Consider the following 18,628-nt stretch of genomic DNA (forward strand, 5'->3'; position numbering starts at 1 on the left):
CAGTGCTGTGACTGGAGCGACAGCTATACGGCGTTGCAGTTACATATTCGGGTAATTAGGGCCACCGCCGCCCTCAGGGGTAACCCAGGTGATGTTTTGGCTTGGGTCTTTGATGTCACAGGTCTTGCAGTGGATGCAGTTCTGACCATTGATGACAAACTTCTTCTCGCCCGCTTCTTCGACTATCTCATAGACGCCAGCAGGGCAGTAACGCTGGGCCGGTTCATCAAATTTCACTAAGTTGACCGAAATAGGAATGCTTGGGTCTTTCAGGCGCAGATGGCAGAGCTGATCTTCCTCATGGAAGGTGTTCGACAGATAGACTGACGAGAGCTTATCGAAGCTGAGCTTGCCATCGGGTTTGGGATAGTCGATCTTGCTATAGGCGCTGACTTCGGCCATCTGAGCGTGATCGGGTTTCTCATCGCGCAGCGTGATGGGGAATTTGCCACCGAACCAGTTCTGGTCGATATAGTTAAATGCGCCGCCAAGATAGGCACCAAACTTATGCATGGCCGGTCCGAAATTGCGCGAAGAGTAGAGTTCATCTTGCAGCCAGCTTTGCTCGAAGTGAGTCTGATAGCTGTTGAGATCTTGTTCTGCGTTATCGGGATTAAACAAGGCTTCACACAGGGTTTCTGCAGCCAGCATGCCGCTCTTCATTGCGGTATGTGTGCCTTTAATCTTGGCAAAGTTGAGCGTGCCCGCATCACAACCGATCAACAGACCGCCTGGGAAGCTCATCTTCGGCAGTGAATTTAACCCGCCCTTGGTGATCGCTCTGGCACCATAGCTAATGCGCTCGCCGCCACTCAGATATTGGCTGATCACAGGATGTGTCTTGTAACGCTGGAACTCATCGAAGGGGCTCAGGTGTGGATTTTGGTAGTTAAGATCTATGATCAGGCCGACCGCGACCTGATTGTCTTCCATGTGATAGAGGAAGCCGCCGCCAGAGGCGCCCTCTGTCAGTGGCCAGCCACCTGTGTGGACTACCTTGCCCAGCTGGTGTTGTTCACTGGGTACTTTCCAGATCTCTTTAAAGCCTATGCCATAGTGCTGCGGTGTTTTACCATTATCTAAGTGATATTTTTCAATCAGTTGCTTGCCTAAGTGGCCACGACAACCTTCGCTAAAGACGGTATATTTGGCGTGCAGCTCCATACCTGGCTCATAGCTGTCTTTTGGCTCTCCATCGGCGCCTATGCCCATATCGCCAATGATGATGCCTTTGACGCTACCATCGTCATTAAACAGCAGTTGGCTGGCGGGGAAGCCGGGGAAAATCTCGACGCCCAGGCTCTCGGCGCGCTCGGCTAACCAGCGGGACAGGTTGCCGACACTGATAATATAGTTGCCATGGTTATGCATTGTCTTGGGGATCAAGGCGTTTGGCAGGGTGCGTGATTTGGACTCTGAGCTGAGCATAAAGAGCTCATCATGGGTGACGGCGGTATTGAGCGGCGCGCCGGTTTCTTTCCAGTCGCTGAACAGCTCGTCGAGCACTTTGGGTTCGAAAACGGCACCAGAGAGAATATGGGCACCGACTTCGGATCCTTTTTCGACCACACAGACAGAAAGTTCCTGTTCACGCTCTTGCGCTATTTGCATCAACCGGCAGGCAGTGGCAAGCCCGGCAGGGCCTGCGCCTACGATCACGACGTCGAATTCCATCGATTCGCGTTCCATCATATCACCTCTTGTATCTTTATATCCCCATGTTGAAACGGGTGTTTTATAGTTTGCCATCACCTTACATGAAAATGGCCTGATGGCACAGAGGGGAGGTCGGTAGCGGTGAGAAAATTGGACGAATTTCCCCCGTGACGAGTGTCACATTATGTTAACGGTAGCGAGTTTTTGACACAAAAAATAAACTCTTATGGGTATCATCACCCAGGCGTTTAGGCCTATAATTGTAGTAACGACGGTTCTCCGAGCTTCCAGCCCTAAGTCACAAGATACGGGTTGTTAGCCGTGGCAATAACGCCACCGGGGTGAGAAAAGAAATTGACTCACCTCCCCTTACTTGGAAAGGTGATCATGTCTCAACTACAAGACAATTTTGGTCGAAGATTTCACTATCTGCGGATGTCGGTTACTGACGTCTGTAACTTCAAATGTTCATACTGTCTGCCCGATGGTTATCACCCCGATGGCAAGCCTAAGTTTTTAGATCTGAACGAGATCGAAAACCTTGTGGGCGCGTTTGCCGAGGTGGGCACGCAAAAGATCCGTATCACAGGCGGCGAGCCAACCTTACGCAAAGATTTCACTGACATTATTCGTGTCGTCAAAGCCAACGAAAAAATCTCCACTATCGCGACTACCACCAATGGTTATCGTCTGGCAAAGCATGCCAAAGAGTGGTTCGATGCCGGCCTTAGACGCATCAATATTTCGGTGGATAGCTTAGATCCCCGTATGTTTTATCAGATCACGGGTGAAAATAAATTTGATGATGTGATGCGCGGAGTTGATGCGGCATTGGCGGCAGGTTTCGAGCGGGTGAAGATCAATGCCGTATTGCTCAAGGGCCTGAACGATAAAGATTTGCCACGTTTTTTGCATTGGATAAAACACACGCCTATCGATCTGCGTTTTATCGAGCTGATGGAAACCGGGCTGGGACGTGATTATTTTCAGCAGCATCATTTAGCCGGCAGTGATATCAAGTCTCAACTGCTTCAAGAAGGTTGGACGCTTGACAAGGCGGCTATAGACGATGGTCCTGCACAAAACTTCAGTCATGATGAATTCAAAGGTCGCGTCGGCTTGATCATGCCCTATGAGAAAAACTTCTGTGCCAGCTGCAACCGGCTGCGGGTCTCGGCCAAGGGGAAATTACACCTGTGTCTGTTTACTGAGCACGGGGTTGAGCTGCGAGACCTGTTGCAACAGCGCGCGCAGCGAGATGAATTGATCACCCGGCTCCATGGTCAACTACAGACCAAAAAAGAGACACATTATCTGCATGATGGCATTACCGGGATAACAAAGCATCTGGCATCCATAGGTGGTTAACCACTTCTATGAGCTAACGCAAATATAATTGAATGAGATCTGGGTATACTCAGCGCTCATCAAGATGTAGTGATTCAACCAAAGTGGTGAGCAATCATGTTAAGCCAAGGCATAATTGGCATTGAGAGGCGCTATGGGGCACTGTACTAACACAAGATTTATTCCTCTAAATATTGCGGTATTAACCCTGTCTGATACCCGGAATTTGAGTCGCGATACCTCGGGACAGTTTCTGGCCGATGCCTTGATTGAGGCGGGTCATCAGCTTATCGAACGTCAGCTTATCAAAGATGATAAATATCAGATCCGCTCTGTGTTATCCCAATGGATCGCCAGAGAGGATATTCAGGTGATCCTCACAACCGGCGGCACAGGTTTTACTGAGCGGGATAATACCCCCGAGGCGGTCATCCCCTTGTTTGATCGTCATATCGATGGTTTTGGTGAGCTGTTTCGCCATATCACTTATACCGAGCTGGGTACTTCTACAGTCCAGTCCAGAGCCGTGGCCGGATTTGCCAATCAAACCGCCATTTTCTGTTTACCCGGTTCGACCGGTGCCTGCCGTACCGGCTGGAATAAAATTATTAAAGAACAACTTGATGCAACACATAGGCCCTGCAATTTTGTGATGCATGTGAAGAAGGTAGCAATAGATGAGTAATCAATTAACCCACATAAACGCCGATGGCAACGCTCACATGGTGGATGTCACAGAGAAAGCGGTGACTGAACGTGAAGCGCGTGCCGAGGCGTTTATTGAGATGGCGCCAGCGACTCTGGAGATGATCATGAGCGGCAGCCATCATAAGGGAGACGTATTCGCTACGGCGCGTATTGCCGGTATCCAGGCGGCAAAGAAAACCTCGGATCTGATCCCTCTGTGTCATCCTTTGATGCTGACCAAAGTGGAGGTCGATCTGGAGGCACAACCCGAATTTAACCGGGTTCGTATTACCAGTTTATGTAAGTTATCCGGCAAAACCGGTGTCGAGATGGAAGCCTTGACAGCGGCCTCGGTTGCCGCCTTGACCATTTATGATATGTGCAAGGCAGTACAGAAAGATATGGTGATCACCCAGACACGTTTGTTGGAGAAACGTGGCGGGAAATCCGGTCATTTCAAAGTGTAATGACCCCATAGAATTTAAGGTATAAATAAATGATTAATGTGCTTTTTTTTGCTCAAGTTCGAGAGCTGCTCGGTGAAGGCTCGCTCCAGATAGAAGCCACAGATGCGACCACAACCGCCGAAGGGCTGCGTGCTCAGCTTGCGGCAAAAGATGAAAAATGGGGCAAGGTTTTGGCCTCAGATAAACTGCTCGTCGCTGTCAATCAGACGATTAGCAACTGGGACACACAAGTTCAAGATGGTGATGAAGTGGCATTTTTCCCACCTGTGACAGGAGGTTAAGATGAGCTTAGTTGTTGATAGAGTCCTGGTACAAACTGTCGACTTTAATGTGGCAGAAGAATATGCCCGGGTTGCCGACGATAACAGTGACGGCGCCGTGGTGACCTTTGTCGGTAAAGTACGTGATTTTAACGATGGCAGTGTGGTGACAGATCTGACCCTGGAACACTATCCTGGCATGACAGAAGCCGTGCTTAATCAAATCGTTGTCGAGGCCCGTGAGCGTTGGCCGCTGAACAAGGTCACCATAATTCATCGGGTCGGCACCATGCTGCTTGGTGAACAAATTGTCTTTATTGCTGTGACCAGTGCTCACCGTAAAGCGGCCTTTGCTGCCTGTGAGTTCTTGATCGATTTTCTCAAAACCAAGGCACCTTTCTGGAAGTTGGAAGCCGGTGATAAAGGGAAAAACTGGGTCGAAGCCAAGGATGCCGATGAGCAAGCGGCAAAGTTGTGGCAAAAATAGCACTTAGGAATAGTGTGTTTTAGTTAGGGTTTTAGGGCTCAATTGCTGATGTTGAGCCGCATTCGAGGGAGCGTGAGAATGAGTGTTGTACGCAGTGTTTGCGTGTCATTATTAATTCTGCTGAGCAGTTTTAGCTGCATTGCCGAGGAGATCCCCTCCATCGCGGCGGCGGCCAATATTAAGTTTGCCTTGGATAAGATTGCCACTCAATTTACTCAGGATACGGGCAAGCAGGTGCGTATCTCCTATGGCTCCTCGGGGAATCTGGTGACGCAGATCCGCCATGGCGCGCCCTTCGAGCTATTCCTATCAGCCGACGATAAATATATCTATCAGTTACATAAGCTCGGTGTGGTCACCAGTGATGGTGCTCTCTATGCCATAGGTCGTCTGGCCATTGCGGCGCCTAAATTATCCCCGTTAACGCTGGATGTGAGCCTCAATGGATTAAAAGATCTGCTGGCTCAAGGCAAGCTAACGCGTTTTGCCATCGCCAACCCAGACCATGCCCCCTATGGCGAGCGCGCCAGAGAGCTGCTGAAGAATATGGGCTTATGGGAAGAGATAGAGTCACACCTCATCTATGGTGAGAATGTCTCCCAGGCTGCGCAGTTTGCCCTGAGTGGCTCCACCGATGGCGGCATAGTTGCCTTGTCATTGGCGATAGCGCCACAATTTAAGGCCGCAGGTCATTTTGTCGCCCTGCCAGATGCACTCTATTCGCCGATGAATCAGCGCATGGTACTGACCAAGAAAGCGGGTGAGACGGCTAAACTTTTCTATCAATATCTGCAAGAGGATCGCGCTCGGGATATCTTCTTCGAGTTCGGTTTTGGTCTACCGCCACAGGCTGAAGAGCAATAAACCATGGATTGGCAGGCATTAGGCTTATCGGTCAAGCTCAGTGCGGTTACTGTGTTGGTGTTGATCCCCTTTGCTATCTTAGTGGGACGCTTCTTGGCTTACCGCCAGTTTAGAGGTAAATCCTGGTGTGAAGCCCTTATCATGGTGCCTTTAGTGTTGCCGCCGACCGTAATAGGCTATTACATGCTGGTGGGGCTCGGCAGCCAATCCTGGTTGGGGCAGTTTGTTGAACGCCTCTTCGGCCAGCAATTAGTGTTTCACTTCTCCGGTTTAGTGGTTGCCTCTGTATTAGTCAATATTCCCTTCGCGATACAACCTATTCAGCGTGCCTTCGAGGCCGTACCCGAAGAGGTGCGCGATGCCGCCGCCTGCTGCGGTATGTCGCCTCTGACTGCGCTTTGGCGTATCGAACTGCCCCTGGTCTGGCCCGGAGTGCTGACTGCGTTGGTGCTCTGTTTCTCCCATGTGTTAGGCGAGTTTGGTGTGGTCTTGATGATGGGCGGTAATATTGCCGGTGAGACCAAGACCATAGCCATTTCTATCTATGACAGTGTGCAGGCGTTTGATTTTAAGAGCGCCGGCCAGATGTCCTTGGTGTTATTGCTGTTTGCGGTCACGGCTCTGGCATTGACGACCAGTTTATCGAGACGCTTGGGGGGCATGAATGTTTCAAGACGTCGCTGATCTCTACTGCCGAATTAAGCAAACCAGAGAGATAGAGATAGATGCCGAGTTTACCTGTCATGCAGGAGAAGTGCTGGCAGTGGTCGGCCCCTCAGGCGGGGGTAAGTCGACACTGCTGCGCATGATCGCCGGTCTGATTAAGCCTGAGTCGGGTGAGATACGTTACGGCGAACGCCAGTGGTTTAGCAGTCAGAATGGACGCTATTTGAGTCCGCAGCAGCGTCACTTAGGTTTTGTGCCACAGCACTTTGGCCTGTTTCCTAATATGACGGCACTGGAAAACGTAGTGGCCGCACTGAATCATATTCCCAAGTCTGAGCGGGTTCCTCGCGCGAAAGACTGGCTCGAGCGGGTGAATCTGCATGGTTTGCCTGAGCGTCTTCCGGCCAACCTCTCGGGTGGCCAGCGTCAGCGTGTCGCCTTAGCAAGAGCCCTGGCGCGAGCACCTTCGGTCTTGCTGCTGGACGAACCTTTCTCGGCGGTGGATAGGGAGACCCGCGAGCGTCTCTATCTGGAGCTCGCGCGGTTAAAGACTCAGCTCTCTATTCCCGTGATCATGGTGACCCACGATCTCAACGAGGCCCTGCTGCTGGCTGATAAGATGATATTGATAAGCCAGGGCAATCTGCTGCAACTGGGCACCCCGCGGGACGTTTTGAATCGGCCGCGTAATGAGGCGGTTGCGAAACAGATGGGGCTGAGGAATATCTTCGATGCCGAGGTGGTGGAGCAGTCGCCGGAGCGGCAGATCACCTGGCTTAAGTTTGGCGATCACCTTATCGCCAGCGGTTATCGCGCCGATCTCGCTCTGGGGACTCAGGTACGCTGGGTGGTCCCGAATCATGGGGTGCGGTTTAACTCGATAACTCAGGGGCGATTGTGCCGTAGTTTCAACAAGCTGGTTATCACTATCGAGTCTATGTTGGTGATGGGGGAAACGGTGCGGATCATGGCCTGTATCAAAGGCGTTAAGCATCATCTCAATGCCGAAGTGCCGCTCCATTTTGCCGAGAAATTGTCCCTGACTGCCGGTGTTCAAACTGAGGTGGCGTTGAAGTCAGAACTCATCCATGTGCTGGAGCCCATCTAATCTTTCTCTGCTGGATTGAGGCTGTACGATAACAAAGATGATCAAAGGTTAATCTTTGTTCCATCTTGTTGATCATTATCGAGCATTACAATGTTCCTACTCTGTGTCAGCGGTAAATTGCAATGACCCAATTGGTGGATGAATAGGGCTGGTTGTTCGTCAATACCGCAGTTAAGATACGGTTATTAAATCATTTTATGGAGGAGCTATGGCTCGTTGGTTAATCGGCGTTGTGCTTTTGTCGGGGTTGGGTATGACCGGAATCGCCTGTGCAAACTCGACACTGCTCGCACTCATGTCCGATAACCAGGGTCAAACTCCCCAGATGTTATTGGCTCAGGTCGAGAAAGATTATCCCGGTATTGTCGCCGAAATCCAGGCCGATGAAGACAAAGGGGCCTTGATTTATGAAGTCGATGTGGTCGATATTCACCATAAGACCCTGATAGCGCTTGAGTTTGCCGCAAAGGATGGCGAACTGCTTAAGCGTAAAGAGAAGTCGCTGCATGATGGCGATGATGCACTGAAGGCGGCCAGGCTGCTTGATGAGATGGGTTTAAGTTTCTCTCTGCTCATCAAGCAGGCCATGGGCAATCGCCAGTCACATATTTTAGAAGCACAACTGGATCACGATCTCGGCATCAGCTACCTGGAGCTGAAATTGATCGACCAAAGCGGCAGGAGCAAGATTGCATTTGATATCAAAAACCAGCGGCCTTTACCTTTGCTAAAGTGGGATTAATCCGATGAAAGTATTGCTAGTAGAAGATGATGCGACCACCATAGATTATGTGGTGAAAGGGTTTGTTGAACAGGGACATAACATTGAAACCGCCAGCGATGGTCATCAGGGATTACTGCTGGCCACCAGTATGCAGTATGACCTTATTATTCTGGATCGCATGTTGCCCCAGCTCGATGGTTTAAAACTGCTTGCGGCCCTGCGTGCTACAGGTAATCAGACGCCTGTGCTTATCTTGTCGGCACTCAGTCATGTGGATGAGCGGGTGAAGGGGCTGCGCGCCGGCGGTGATGATTATATGACTAAGCCCTTTGCCTTCTCCGAATTACTGGTTCGCGCCGAGAAATTGATGCAGCGAGGAAGCTCCTTGCCAGCCCATACCGAGCTGGTGGTCGGCAATCTTGTGATGGAATTACTGACCCGTAAGGTCACGTTGGCGGGCAGCGAAATCATGCTGCAACCCAAAGAGTTTCAGCTGCTTAAATATCTGATGGAGCATCCAGATCAGGTGATCAGCCGCACCTTACTGTTCGAGGCAGTATGGGACTATCACTTCGACCCGCGCACCAATGTGATCGATGTGCATATCGCCAAGCTGCGGCGCAAGTTTGAAGAGTTAGGCTATGGCGAATTAATCGAAACGGTTCGAGGGGCCGGCTATCGCCTCCGTCAAGGGCATTAAGCCTTATCAGAGTAGTGCCTGGCGCATTACCATCATCTTTTCCGCGCTGGTGACCCTGCTTATCGGCGCGTTGCTGCTTGGTATGTATCGTCAGCTGATCCATGAACAGGAGCTGCAGACAGAGCAGCACCTAGCCAGCGAGGCTGCCCGTTACAAGCAGATGGCATTGACTCTGGACAGACGCAGTTTCGCGACTCAGGTGCGCAATGCCGATCCCAATACCGCTCTAGTGGTCTGGCGTAACGCCTTCGATGTGATTGGCGCCCTGAGCCTGATCCCCGATGATATGCCTATCCTGCCCGAGACCCAGGAGTTTCCTATCTTTACCGGCGGCCCCGACAAGCTGCATATTCTCACCGGCGGCGTCACCATCACCCGCTATGGTCCGGTATTGATCGCCACCCGTACCGACCAGCTGGCGACCTTAATTGAACGCTTCGTCAATGCGGCGATCACCGCCCTGATGCTAACAATCGTACTAACGCTGGCCTTGGGTTACCTGTTTTCTAAGGCGATCCTGCGCCGTGTGGTGCGTTATAACCGTTTGAGTGAGCGTATCGAGGGCGGGGAATATTCCACCCGTTTACCTGTGAGTTATCGTCAGGATGAGTTTGATCTGCTGGCGGCCAAGTTTAATCGGGTGCTGGATAGCCTAGAGAATAACCTACATGCGGTGCGCGGCGTGACAGACAATATCGCCCACGATCTGCGTACGCCCTTGTCTCACCTGCGTATCGGTATCGAACAGCTGCCGGGTAAATCCGGCGCTGAGCTCAGTGAAGCCTGTGCCATACTAACGGAAGAGCTGGATGATTGTCTGGCAACCTTCGACGCCATGCTCTCTTTGACCCGCATCGAAGAGGGGCAGCAAACCTTAGAGTTACAACCCCTGAGCCTCAAGACCCTGTGCAGTGACTTGTTTGAGATGGCAGAGGCGATGGCCGAGTCCAACGGACAGACACTCAGTCTGGAAACCGGTGAGGATTATCAGCTGACCGGTGATAAATACCTGCTGTTCCAGGCGCTGTTCAATTTGGTGGATAACGCCATTAAATATTCAGGCGAGGGAGCCTCGATACAGATAGTCCAGCAAGGCAGGCAGGTGCAGATAATCGATACCGGGCCGGGCATACCTGCGAACGCGACCGAGAAGGTGTTTAACCGTCTGGTGCGTTTAGATCCCAGCCGTCACCATAAAGGTACGGGGCTTGGGTTATCTCTGGTGAAGGCGATCTTAAAGCGGCATAATGCCAGTATCTGTCTTAGCGATAACCAGCCGGGCCTGATTGTCACTATCACCTTCTCTTAATGGCATAAAAACGCAGGTTTATATGTATCAAATCATCGCAGATGAAGCCGATTTTGTGCTGATCGATAAATTTCCCAATGTGCATTTTCACAGTCAGGATGGCAGCGCCGGCGTGATGGCGCAGCTGGAGCAGGATCTGGGCATCAAACTCTACTCAGTCCACAGGTTGGATACACTGACCTCTGGGCTGTTGTTGTTTGCTAAAAGCAGCGCTATTGCCGCGACCTTTACCGCCATGTTCACCGAGCACCAGGTGCAGAAATACTATCTGGCGCTGGCGTCAGGTAAACCCAAGAAGAAGCAGGGCGCCGTGATTGGTGATATGGCCAAGGCGCGGCGCAGTATGTATAAGTTGCTGCGCAGCACAGAGAATCCGGCTGTGACGCAATTCTTTTCTCAATCGATAGCTTCCGGAACGCGGCTATACTTATTGAAACCATTGAGTGGCAAGACACATCAGCTGCGGGTAGCATTAGCCAGTCTGGGGGTGCCTATCCTGGGCGATACTCTCTATGGCGGCGAAACGGCCGACAGGGGTTATCTGCACGCTTACGCCATTCATTTTACCCTGGGCGGCAAGCAGTTTGTCTATTGTGCTGCGCCAACTCACGGCGAGTTGTTTGTCACAGAGGCTGTGGCCGGTCAGCTGCAAGAGTGGCGCGATCCAGATACCTTGAGCTGGCCTAAACGTAAATAGCGTAAAAAGGAATTGAGTCAATGGATACCAATAAACTCCTGTTAGTGATCATCGCCATCTTACTGCCACCTGTGGCTGTCTTTCTTAAGAGCGGTATGGGTCAGGATCTGCTGATCAATATTATTCTCTGTATTTTCTTCTGGATCCCAGGTCTGCTACATGCGATCTGGGTGGTAACCAAATCCTGATCCCCCTAGTGTAAGGCGGGGATAAAATAGAGGCTGTTGCTGTAAATCCGCTGGGCATCGAGCCAGATATTTCTAAATAGCAGATCGTCGCTAAGGGCGACGATTGCTCCTTTTCCATGGCGTTCGACGCTGATTGCCGTCATCTTGGCTAATTTTTGCTGATATTCCTCGGCCAGATAGCCGTCGACTAATAGAGGCTGGCTGTAGCGCGCCGCGACAGAGAATGCCTGCTGCTCGCCTAAGGCCAGAGCTCGGTTTTTGAGTAGCGCCAGGCGGGAGTCGTGTATTCCAAAGGCGATAGGGTGGGTCGGGTCGAGATCCACTGAGACTATGGCGCCGCCTATGGCCTTTTTGGCTTTGAGCTTATCTTTATCGGCAAAGGCCAATCCCTGTGCAGAGAAAAACGAGTCAAAGAAATGATGATCCTGCAACTCAGCATCCAGCAGGTTTGCTCGATCCAGCCAGTTTAAGGCGCCTTTCTGCGCGATAATGATGCCACCCTGATTCATATAGGCCGCCAGTTTACGTCCATATTGGGTATCGAGAGCGCTATAGCTGCCATCTGCGAGCAGCAGATGGCTATATTGCCCAAGTTCTATATTGGGCAGGCGGTTAATATCTACCTGAGTCAGGGGTACACCCAGATAGCGATCCATAAAATAGCGTATCTCGCCAACCTCGGTTGCCGAGGTGCTAAAGCCAGTGACTAACAGCGGCTTGATTGGCACTATAGTATGGAGATCAGAGCTGCCCAGATCCAGCCCCTCGATTGCCATGCTGGAGTTCACGCTATAGAGCCGTATTCGGTGGCGATTCGCAAGTTCGGTAATTAAGACGATGAGCTCGGATTCGGGCAAGTCTTGACTCCCGAGCGGAATGACTAAGGTGCCAGGGGCAAACTCTTTCGACTCGCTTAATGGGGGCGATTCATTTGCTTGAGCGCCTATTTTCACAGTAAGAGGCGCGGCGGCAAATTTAACTCTGACTTTAGCGCTGAGGAGTCGCTGTAGCAGGGGGGCGGCCTGCTGATCACGCCAATCCACCAGAATAGCCGTAGTGTCAGCGGCGATTTCAGCTTCAGTAAAAGCGGGAGCCTGGTTTGCGAGTTTATCGACATCTAAGCTGATATTGGGCGTCATCTGCAGATGGTAAACATGAGATAGATTCCAGCTGGAGACATCATAAAAAGTTGCATCCTTAAATTGAGTTCTGCTATCAAAGAGTGCCTCAAACAGCTGCTTTTGTGGCTGGTTGTGAGGAATAAACAGACTCTCCTCGGCTTTATACCACCCATTGTTCAGCCTCATCGCCTTGGGCAGGTAGAAATAATGTATCTGATGCTGTGTAAGCAGCCAGGCCAAATCATCTCGTCTGGCAGTATCCCCAGGCGTACTGACTAGCATGCCGCGCTGTCGTCCCGAAGGGGTCTGTTTATCCTGCTCGCTATAGAAGCCCTCCTGATAGGATTTGAGCGCTTGTCTAAGGGCAAAGGCGCCCTTGAGGCTGGCAATGGAAGTGGCAATATGGTTGTCGATCGCCTGCCCAAAAGTGAGCAGGCCATTGGTGGTTTCCAGCCGCTGGCCGGTTACGCCCGCCTGTTCAAACAGCACGCCAATGGCGCCGTTAATGTCGGGGTAGGTTGAGCCTTTGCCATAGTAGAAATCGTCGAACTGCTGGCCAGTAAAGTAGGGCTGTTTTAGGCCATCGAGCGCCTTGGCATAAAAGGTTGCGAGCTGGGCTGTCAGCTGCTGGTTTTTCGCTGGCGTCAGCGGGTGGGTGCGCGCGGCGACACCGGGCTGAAAGAAATAGCTCTTGTTGTGGTTCATCTCATGAAAATCACCCACATAGTGGGGATGCCATCGATAAAACAGCGCGATACGTCCTTGGGTTTCCACATGACGCAGAAACAGCCAGTCACGATTGAGATCGGCCAGATAATGGTTCGTCCTGCCACTGGGCCAGTTGGGTTTATGTTCGTTGTGATTGGGATCCTTGACCTTGTGTTGGTCGCCATAGCTATTGACCCAGTTGGCAAAGCGATCGAATCCATCTGGATTTTGCACTGGGGTGATCAGCACGACGGCCTCTGCCAGCAAGGCTTTTATCCAGGGTTCCTCGCTGCTGCTCAGTTGATGGCTCACCTCCAATGCGCTGTGGGCCGGGCTGGCTTCATCACCGTGCACCGAGTAAGTCAGCCAGATAATCAGAGTCCCTTGCTGTTTTGTCCCACTTCTTACTTGGGCGCGTTCACTGAGGATCTCATCGAGTCTGACCTGATTCTTTTCCGATGTGATCACTAAGGTGAGTTGTTGCCTGGCTTCATAGCTGTTACCGCTGAGCTCTATGCTGACTCTGGGGCTGTGGTTGGCGAGATAGTTAAGATAGGCGTTGATCTGATCGTGGCGCAGATGCCATTGGCCCAGCGGGTGGCCAAAAAACAGGCTGGGAGAGTCCAACTTGGCATTAGCGATTTTTTCAGGCGAGACTTGAGTCACGCTTTGATCATTTGCGGCAACATCAGGAGGAAAGAGCAAGATAAGGAGGATAAGCGCGAGTTGTAGCATATTTTTGTTATTTGTCATTGTATATAAAGATAAAACTAGCAGTCTAAGCTCAATGTGACCAGTTTTGTCTCTGAAATTTTGCCCAGGAATTTTGATAAAAAAAACCAGACTACAGGGCTTAGGGGCTACAAAGCTGACGGCAGGAGGAGTATCATAGGGTTAATTCTTACTAAATCACTCGGGTTTATCCTGACGGAGCATGTTTTAATGATCACCATTTCCGATGCAGCTCAGGCACATTTTGTAAAGCTTTTAGCCGATCAGCCTGAAGGAACTCATATCCGCGTTTTTGTCATCAGTCCAGGTACGCCAACGGCTGAATGTGGCGTGTCATACTGTCCTCCAGATGCAGTGGAAGCCGATGATATCGAACTTGAATTTAACGGCTTTCATGCCATGGTCGATGAGAAGAGCGCACCTTTCCTTGAGGAAGCCTCTATCGATTTCGTTACCGATCAGCTGGGTTCACAGCTAACCCTAAAAGCGCCTAATGCCAAGATGCGCAAGGTGAGTAGCGATGCACCATTGAAAGAGCGTATCGAGTATGTGATCCATTCAGAGATCAACCCACAACTGGCCAGCCATGGCGGTAATATCATGCTGGTGGACATTGATGAAGCCGGAGTGGCTGTTTTGCAATTCGGCGGCGGCTGTAACGGTTGCTCTATGGTCGATGTGACCCTGAAAGATGGTATCGAGAAGCAGTTGCTTGAGCTCTTCCCCGGTGAGCTAACCGGCGTGAAAGATGTGACCGAGCATGAGCACGGCGCCCACTCTTATCAATAGCGCTAAAGGCTTATCAGTAACTCGCTGAGTTATTTTGAAGGGATGACAGTGTCATCCCTTTTTTGTGCCCGCTTAACTAACCGTTTAGATCATTCTTTAAGCCAGCTCCCTTTGTAAGCGGTAGCGGTAATGCACGGCAAGGCTGAGGCTGCGGGCGATCATAAACAGGCTCAGGGCTGCCCACAGGCCGTGATTACCTGTGGGCTGTAACAGTAAGTAGCTGGGAAAGAACACAATAAAAGTGGCTAGCATCATGCTGTTGCGCATAATTTTTCCCTTTGCCGCGCCTATATACACCCCATCGAACAGATAAGAGCCGAAGGCCAGTAACGGCATGATGATCACCCAGATAAGGTAGGTCTGCGCCAGCGCACGAACCTCAGCGAGTCCTGTGAGTAAAGCGATAAGCTGCCTGCCATAGAGGGAGAAGAGCAAGGTAAACAGGAGGGCGAAAATGGCAGACCAGAGGCTCGCCAGGATCACCGACTCTGTCATCCTGTGGCGATTTTTCTCGCCAAAGGCACGGCCAACTTCGGCTTCGGCGTAATAAGCAATACCGTCAAGAGCATAGGAGATTAACAGTAGCAGGTTGAGTAATACCGCATTGGCGGCCACGGTATTGTCGCCGAGATTGGCTCCCTGAAAGGTCATAAAGGCAAAGGTGAGCTGCAGGCAGAGGCTGCGGATAAAGATATCCCGGTTCAGGCGCAGTAAATTGCCCAAGCTGCTGAAATGCAGGCTGGCCAGTAGAGGGCGGAAAACAAAATCGCCTTGCCTTGCCAGTTCGCGCCAGACCAGAGTCGCGGCGACGCTAAAGCCGATAATATCGGCCAACACAGACGCCCAGGCAGCACCGCTGACACCCCAGCCAAAGCCGATAACAAAGAGTAGGTCGAGACAGATATTGGCCAGATTGGCTATGATCAATTGCCACATGGCAGCCCTGGGTTGTTGCCGACCCAGCAGCCACCCAAGCAAGGCTAAGTTCAGTAGGGCAAAAGGTGCAGACCAAATACGGATCTGAAAATAGAGCTGAGCATAATACAAGACTTCTGCGCTGGCATCTGACAAGCTAGTCGCCAGCAAGATAATCGGCTTTTGCAGGAGTATGGCGGCTATACCCAGCAATAGGGCTAGGCTGCCCGATTGGATAAGCAGGCGGTATTGTCCTTGGTTGTCCTGGGCACCGAACGCCTGTGCGACCAGGCCTGTGGTGGACATACGCAAAAAGCCCAGCAGCCAAAATATCAGGGTGATCAGGGTTGAACCGACGGCGACACCACCCAAATAATAGGCGCTGCTAAGATGTCCAATTACAGCGGTATCGACTAAACCTAATAGGGGGACGGTAATGTTTGATAAGATCATGGGTAGCGCGAGCGCAAACAGACGCCTATTTTTTTGCTTATCTAACAATAACTCAAGTGATGACATAGCGGCTCAGAGGATAATATTTATGATTAAAGTTTTGCTAGCTGTCTTGATGCTCTGTTTCTGTATCAAGGCTCAGGCTGTGGTGATTTTGCAATATCATCACGTCGCCGAGAATACGCCCAAGGTGACCAGTGTAACCCCGGCACAGTTTAGTGAGCAAATGGCTTATTTGAATGACAATGGCTTTAAGGTGATCCCGCTTTCACAGCTGGTGGATGGTATCAGACAGAGCACAGAGTTTGCCGACAAAACTGTGGCGATCACCTTCGATGATGGCTATAAAAGCATTGCCGAAGCAGCCGCACCCATACTCGGCAAATATGGCTTTCCCTACACAGTATTTATCTCTGTTGAGCCTATTGAGCGTCATTTCCACAGTATGATGGATTGGAAAACCCTTAATCAACTAGTTGAGGGGGGCGCAGAGCTGGCTAACCACAGTTGGGGGCATGAACATCTGATCCGCCTCAATGATAACGAGACAGAGGAGCAGTGGCTCGCCAGAATAGAGAAGAACCTGCTGGATACAGAGGCGGCGATCAAGGAGAAAACGGGTCAGAATCACAAGATGTTGGCCTATCCTTACGGTGAGTACAATCTGCAGATAGAAGAGTTGCTCAAGAAACATGGTTTTGTCGGTTTCGGTCAGCAGTCTGGTGCCGCCGGGCTTTATTCCTCTCTCACCGCCTTACCACGTTTTCCCGTGGCGGGCGCTTACGCCGAATTTTCCAGTCTCAAGACAAAAATGCACAGCCTGAACATGCCTGTGCTTGCCATGTCGCCGAAAAATACCCAGCTGCCTATGGGCGAGTGGCGACCCGAGATGAAGCTCAAGCTGGATATGAGCGACATCAGCGCCAAAGAGGTCACTTGCTACATTATGGGTAAGTCAATTAAACCCAACTGGATAGGTGATGATGAGTTTACTATTCAGGCGCAGCAAGACTTGCCCGCCGGCCGTTCGCGTTATAACTGTACTGCCCGCAGTAAGAGTAAGGGGCGTTACTACTGGTTCTCTCAGGCCTGGATTCGACCTAAGGATGATGGCAGCTGGATCAAGGAGTGAGATTGCTTAAGCCCAAAAGAGGCGCCTGAATTGGCGCCTCTGTTTTTTAGTCGGTTTGCTCTAAGCCTGCATCAGCCTCGATAGAACTGATTTATCTGCTCGAGATCGACAATCAGGTTTTGCCTTTTTATTTGAGGGATCTCGCCCGCCTTGTCTGCGCTGGGTTTGATGATGGCGTAACGCTCACCCTTAGGCGAGATAAGCACCAGGGAGGCGCTGTGATCCACCTGATAATTGGCGCCCTCACCAACCATAGAGTAGACGAAACCCAGCTCCCGGGTCAGCGGCAGTAGCTGGCTATGGGCCGCGGTGGCCGCGACAAAATCGGGATTAAAAAAATTGATGTAATCCAGCAATTTTTGCTGATTATCCCGACCAGGATCGACCGAGATAAACACCACTTGCAGATCTACCTTGCCGGCCAGTGCCTTATAGACAGATGCCAGCTTGTTCATTGTGGTGGGACACACATCCGGGCAGGAGGTGTAACCGACAAAGATCAAACTCCACTTATTTAATAGGCGGGCATTATCGAAAGGTTGACCATATTGATCTGTCAGACTAAAAGCCGAGACAGGCCTGGCTGTCGGGAAAATAAAACTGGTGCTTAGTGCCGGTTGCGCTACCGATGAGGAACTAAAGTGAGTCGCCGCCACCCCGCCTAACACGGTGAACAACAGCATAATTGCGACCATCACTATTTTCTTCACATTCATGCCCATAGGTAATGATCCACGAGTAACAGGAAAAATAGCGCCATCAGATGGTAAATAGAGAAACGGAACACGGCCATAGCTAATCCAGGGCGATCGCGGTATTTCAGCTGCCAGGCTTTATAGAGAAAACCGCAGCTCAGCAGTGTCGAGCCTATGAGATAGAGCGGGCCACACATTCCGACCAGAACCGGATAGAGGCAGGCGATTGCTAGTAACAGGGTGTAAAGCAAGATACAGGTCTTGGTAAATTCTATGCCGTGGGTCACCGGCAGCATGGGCACGTCGACCTTGGCATATTCGGCTTTTCTGTGAATGGCCAGCGCCCAGAAATGAGGCGGCGTCCAGGCAAAAATAATGATCACCAGCAAGAGCGCATGGGGGTGAAACTCACCCGTTATTGCTGTCCAGCCCAGCAGTGGCGGCATGGCACCAGCGAGCCCGCCCACAACGATATTTTGTGGCGTGGCGCGTTTTAAATAGCTGGTATAGATAACCGCATAGCCGACTAAACTGGCCAGGGTCAACCAGGCGGTGAGAGGGTTCACCGCCAGATAGAGCAGCACAAATCCCAATATGGCCATGGTGGTGGCGAAGGTAACCGCGCGCACGGCAGAGACGCGCCCTTTGGGCAGAGGACGATTATAGGTACGCGCCATCATGCCATCGATGCGCCTGTCAATCAGATGGTTATAGGCCGCAGCCGCGCCCGCCATCATGGCAATTCCTACTAAGCCAGCCACTAGCGGCATCAGTGGTAAGTGGCCTGGGCTGGAGAGACACATGCCGACCAGTACTGTCAGCAGCATGAGTGCGACGACTTTAGGTTTGGTCATCTCGAAGTAATCACGCCAGAAGAAACCATTAAGTGGGCGGGGAAGTGTTAAAGATTTAGTCATAGCGGC

The 18,628-nt window shown here is 51.2% G+C and carries 20 protein-coding genes and 1 riboswitch; of the genes, 15 read left to right on the forward strand and 5 right to left on the reverse strand.

What is annotated here, in order from left to right:
- Nucleotides 1-39: 39 nt before the first annotated feature.
- Entirely contained in the window at nt 40-1,689 is a 1,650-nt protein-coding gene (locus LZP69_RS11135; RefSeq protein ID WP_234200707.1) for an electron transfer flavoprotein-ubiquinone oxidoreductase, read from the reverse strand.
- A 232-nt stretch (nt 1,690-1,921) separates the two neighbouring features.
- Nucleotides 1,922-2,056, forward strand: a riboswitch (molybdenum cofactor riboswitch).
- On the opposite strand from LZP69_RS11135, the gene moaA reads away from it, so the two are divergent.
- From moaA to LZP69_RS11200, 13 genes are all read left to right on the forward strand, one after another.
- A complete protein-coding gene (gene moaA / locus LZP69_RS11140; protein ID WP_234200653.1) occupies nt 2,044-3,024 on the forward strand; it encodes a GTP 3',8-cyclase MoaA in 981 nt (326 codons plus the stop codon). Its footprint overlaps the riboswitch before it by 13 nt.
- A 133-nt stretch (nt 3,025-3,157) precedes the next feature.
- Nucleotides 3,158-3,688, forward strand: a complete 531-nt coding sequence (gene moaB / locus LZP69_RS11145; protein WP_234200654.1) for a molybdenum cofactor biosynthesis protein B — start codon at nt 3,158-3,160, stop codon at nt 3,686-3,688.
- Nucleotides 3,681-4,157 (forward strand): cyclic pyranopterin monophosphate synthase MoaC, encoded by a 477-nt coding sequence (moaC, locus tag LZP69_RS11150; protein ID WP_234200655.1) that lies wholly within the window; start codon nt 3,681-3,683, stop codon nt 4,155-4,157. The genes moaB and moaC overlap by 8 nt, the downstream gene beginning before the upstream one ends.
- Nucleotides 4,158-4,186: 29 nt before the next feature.
- A complete protein-coding gene (moaD, locus tag LZP69_RS11155) occupies nt 4,187-4,438 on the forward strand; it encodes a molybdopterin synthase sulfur carrier subunit (protein ID WP_234200656.1) in 252 nt (83 codons plus the stop codon).
- 1 nt (nt 4,439) lies between these two features.
- The gene (moaE, locus tag LZP69_RS11160) at nt 4,440-4,904 is read left to right on the forward strand and encodes a molybdopterin synthase catalytic subunit MoaE (protein WP_234200657.1); all 465 of its coding nucleotides are present in this window, start codon (nt 4,440-4,442) and stop codon (nt 4,902-4,904) included.
- Between the two features lie 78 nt (nt 4,905-4,982).
- Nucleotides 4,983-5,768, forward strand: coding sequence for a molybdate ABC transporter substrate-binding protein (modA, locus tag LZP69_RS11165; RefSeq protein WP_234200658.1), 786 nt, complete (start codon nt 4,983-4,985; stop codon nt 5,766-5,768).
- A 3-nt stretch (nt 5,769-5,771) separates the two neighbouring features.
- Nucleotides 5,772-6,452 carry a molybdate ABC transporter permease subunit gene (modB, locus tag LZP69_RS11170; protein ID WP_234200659.1) on the forward strand — a complete coding sequence of 227 codons (681 nt, stop codon included), beginning with the start codon at nt 5,772-5,774 and terminating at the stop codon, nt 6,450-6,452.
- Complete coding sequence (locus tag LZP69_RS11175; RefSeq protein ID WP_234200660.1) at nt 6,433-7,542, forward strand: ABC transporter ATP-binding protein; 1,110 nt, start codon at nt 6,433-6,435, stop codon at nt 7,540-7,542. The genes modB and LZP69_RS11175 overlap by 20 nt, the downstream gene beginning before the upstream one ends.
- Before the next feature lie 208 nt (nt 7,543-7,750).
- Complete coding sequence (locus LZP69_RS11180; RefSeq protein WP_234200661.1) at nt 7,751-8,284, forward strand: PepSY domain-containing protein; 534 nt, start codon at nt 7,751-7,753, stop codon at nt 8,282-8,284.
- Between the two features lie 4 nt (nt 8,285-8,288).
- The gene (locus LZP69_RS11185; protein WP_234200662.1) at nt 8,289-8,966 is read left to right on the forward strand and encodes a response regulator transcription factor; all 678 of its coding nucleotides are present in this window, start codon (nt 8,289-8,291) and stop codon (nt 8,964-8,966) included.
- 49 nt (nt 8,967-9,015) lie between these two features.
- Complete coding sequence (locus tag LZP69_RS11190; protein WP_234200663.1) at nt 9,016-10,275, forward strand: sensor histidine kinase; 1,260 nt, start codon at nt 9,016-9,018, stop codon at nt 10,273-10,275.
- A gap of 22 nt (nt 10,276-10,297) precedes the next feature.
- Nucleotides 10,298-10,972: a TIGR01621 family pseudouridine synthase gene (locus LZP69_RS11195; RefSeq protein WP_234200664.1), complete on the forward strand. Its 675-nt coding sequence runs from the start codon at nt 10,298-10,300 to the stop codon at nt 10,970-10,972.
- Nucleotides 10,973-10,992: 20 nt separating this feature from the next.
- Nucleotides 10,993-11,160, forward strand: a complete 168-nt coding sequence (locus LZP69_RS11200; RefSeq protein ID WP_234200666.1) for a YqaE/Pmp3 family membrane protein — start codon at nt 10,993-10,995, stop codon at nt 11,158-11,160.
- 5 nt (nt 11,161-11,165) lie between these two features.
- Here LZP69_RS11200 and LZP69_RS11205 read toward each other — a convergent pair whose 3' ends face one another.
- Nucleotides 11,166-13,655, reverse strand: a complete 2,490-nt coding sequence (locus tag LZP69_RS11205; protein ID WP_234200668.1) for a M14 family zinc carboxypeptidase — start codon at nt 13,653-13,655, stop codon at nt 11,166-11,168.
- Nucleotides 13,656-13,931: 276 nt separating this feature from the next.
- Between LZP69_RS11205 and nfuA the strand changes: the two genes are divergently transcribed.
- Entirely contained in the window at nt 13,932-14,510 is a 579-nt protein-coding gene (gene nfuA, locus LZP69_RS11210) for a Fe-S biogenesis protein NfuA (RefSeq protein ID WP_234200670.1), read from the forward strand.
- Between the two features lie 96 nt (nt 14,511-14,606).
- Here the strand turns inward: nfuA and dinF are convergent, their stop codons facing one another.
- Nucleotides 14,607-15,944 (reverse strand): MATE family efflux transporter DinF, encoded by a 1,338-nt coding sequence (gene dinF, locus LZP69_RS11215; RefSeq protein WP_234200671.1) that lies wholly within the window; start codon nt 15,942-15,944, stop codon nt 14,607-14,609.
- A gap of 22 nt (nt 15,945-15,966) precedes the next feature.
- Here dinF and LZP69_RS11220 point away from each other — a divergent pair, with 22 nt between their 5' ends.
- Entirely contained in the window at nt 15,967-17,010 is a 1,044-nt protein-coding gene (locus tag LZP69_RS11220; RefSeq protein WP_234200672.1) for a polysaccharide deacetylase family protein, read from the forward strand.
- Between the two features lie 71 nt (nt 17,011-17,081).
- On the opposite strand, the gene LZP69_RS11225 is transcribed toward LZP69_RS11220, so the two are convergent.
- On the reverse strand, nt 17,082-17,732 hold the full coding sequence (locus tag LZP69_RS11225; RefSeq protein ID WP_326490263.1) for an SCO family protein: 651 nt from the start codon (nt 17,730-17,732) through the stop codon (nt 17,082-17,084).
- Complete coding sequence (gene cyoE / locus LZP69_RS11230; RefSeq protein WP_234200673.1) at nt 17,723-18,622, reverse strand: heme o synthase; 900 nt, start codon at nt 18,620-18,622, stop codon at nt 17,723-17,725. The genes LZP69_RS11225 and cyoE overlap by 10 nt, the downstream gene beginning before the upstream one ends.
- Nucleotides 18,623-18,628: the final 6 nt, after the last annotated feature.

Origin of the sequence: Shewanella sp. AS1 (genome assembly GCF_021412565.1) — a bacterium.
GTDB lineage: Bacteria > Pseudomonadota > Gammaproteobacteria > Enterobacterales > Shewanellaceae > Shewanella.

What these genes read in the sequence shown, in the direction of transcription:
- LZP69_RS11200 (WP_234200666.1), top strand. Translation starts at nt 10,993, where the DNA reads ATGGATACCAATAAACTCCTGTTAGTGATCATCGCCATCTTACTGCCA.
- LZP69_RS11185 (WP_234200662.1), top strand. Translation starts at nt 8,289, where the DNA reads ATGAAAGTATTGCTAGTAGAAGATGATGCGACCACCATAGATTATGTG.
- modB (WP_234200659.1), top strand. Translation starts at nt 5,772, where the DNA reads ATGGATTGGCAGGCATTAGGCTTATCGGTCAAGCTCAGTGCGGTTACT.
- modA (WP_234200658.1), top strand. Translation starts at nt 4,983, where the DNA reads ATGAGTGTTGTACGCAGTGTTTGCGTGTCATTATTAATTCTGCTGAGC.
- moaB (WP_234200654.1), top strand. Translation starts at nt 3,158, where the DNA reads ATGGGGCACTGTACTAACACAAGATTTATTCCTCTAAATATTGCGGTA.
- moaD (WP_234200656.1), top strand. Translation starts at nt 4,187, where the DNA reads ATGATTAATGTGCTTTTTTTTGCTCAAGTTCGAGAGCTGCTCGGTGAA.
- moaA (WP_234200653.1), top strand. Translation starts at nt 2,044, where the DNA reads ATGTCTCAACTACAAGACAATTTTGGTCGAAGATTTCACTATCTGCGG.
- nfuA (WP_234200670.1), top strand. Translation starts at nt 13,932, where the DNA reads ATGATCACCATTTCCGATGCAGCTCAGGCACATTTTGTAAAGCTTTTA.
- LZP69_RS11195 (WP_234200664.1), top strand. Translation starts at nt 10,298, where the DNA reads ATGTATCAAATCATCGCAGATGAAGCCGATTTTGTGCTGATCGATAAA.
- moaC (WP_234200655.1), top strand. Translation starts at nt 3,681, where the DNA reads ATGAGTAATCAATTAACCCACATAAACGCCGATGGCAACGCTCACATG.
- LZP69_RS11225 (WP_326490263.1), bottom strand. Translation starts at nt 17,732, where the DNA reads ATGGGCATGAATGTGAAGAAAATAGTGATGGTCGCAATTATGCTGTTG.
- LZP69_RS11175 (WP_234200660.1), top strand. Translation starts at nt 6,433, where the DNA reads ATGTTTCAAGACGTCGCTGATCTCTACTGCCGAATTAAGCAAACCAGA.
- LZP69_RS11135 (WP_234200707.1), bottom strand. Translation starts at nt 1,689, where the DNA reads ATGGAACGCGAATCGATGGAATTCGACGTCGTGATCGTAGGCGCAGGC.
- LZP69_RS11220 (WP_234200672.1), top strand. Translation starts at nt 15,967, where the DNA reads ATGATTAAAGTTTTGCTAGCTGTCTTGATGCTCTGTTTCTGTATCAAG.
- LZP69_RS11180 (WP_234200661.1), top strand. Translation starts at nt 7,751, where the DNA reads ATGGCTCGTTGGTTAATCGGCGTTGTGCTTTTGTCGGGGTTGGGTATG.
- cyoE (WP_234200673.1), bottom strand. Translation starts at nt 18,622, where the DNA reads ATGACTAAATCTTTAACACTTCCCCGCCCACTTAATGGTTTCTTCTGG.
- moaE (WP_234200657.1), top strand. Translation starts at nt 4,440, where the DNA reads ATGAGCTTAGTTGTTGATAGAGTCCTGGTACAAACTGTCGACTTTAAT.
- dinF (WP_234200671.1), bottom strand. Translation starts at nt 15,944, where the DNA reads ATGTCATCACTTGAGTTATTGTTAGATAAGCAAAAAAATAGGCGTCTG.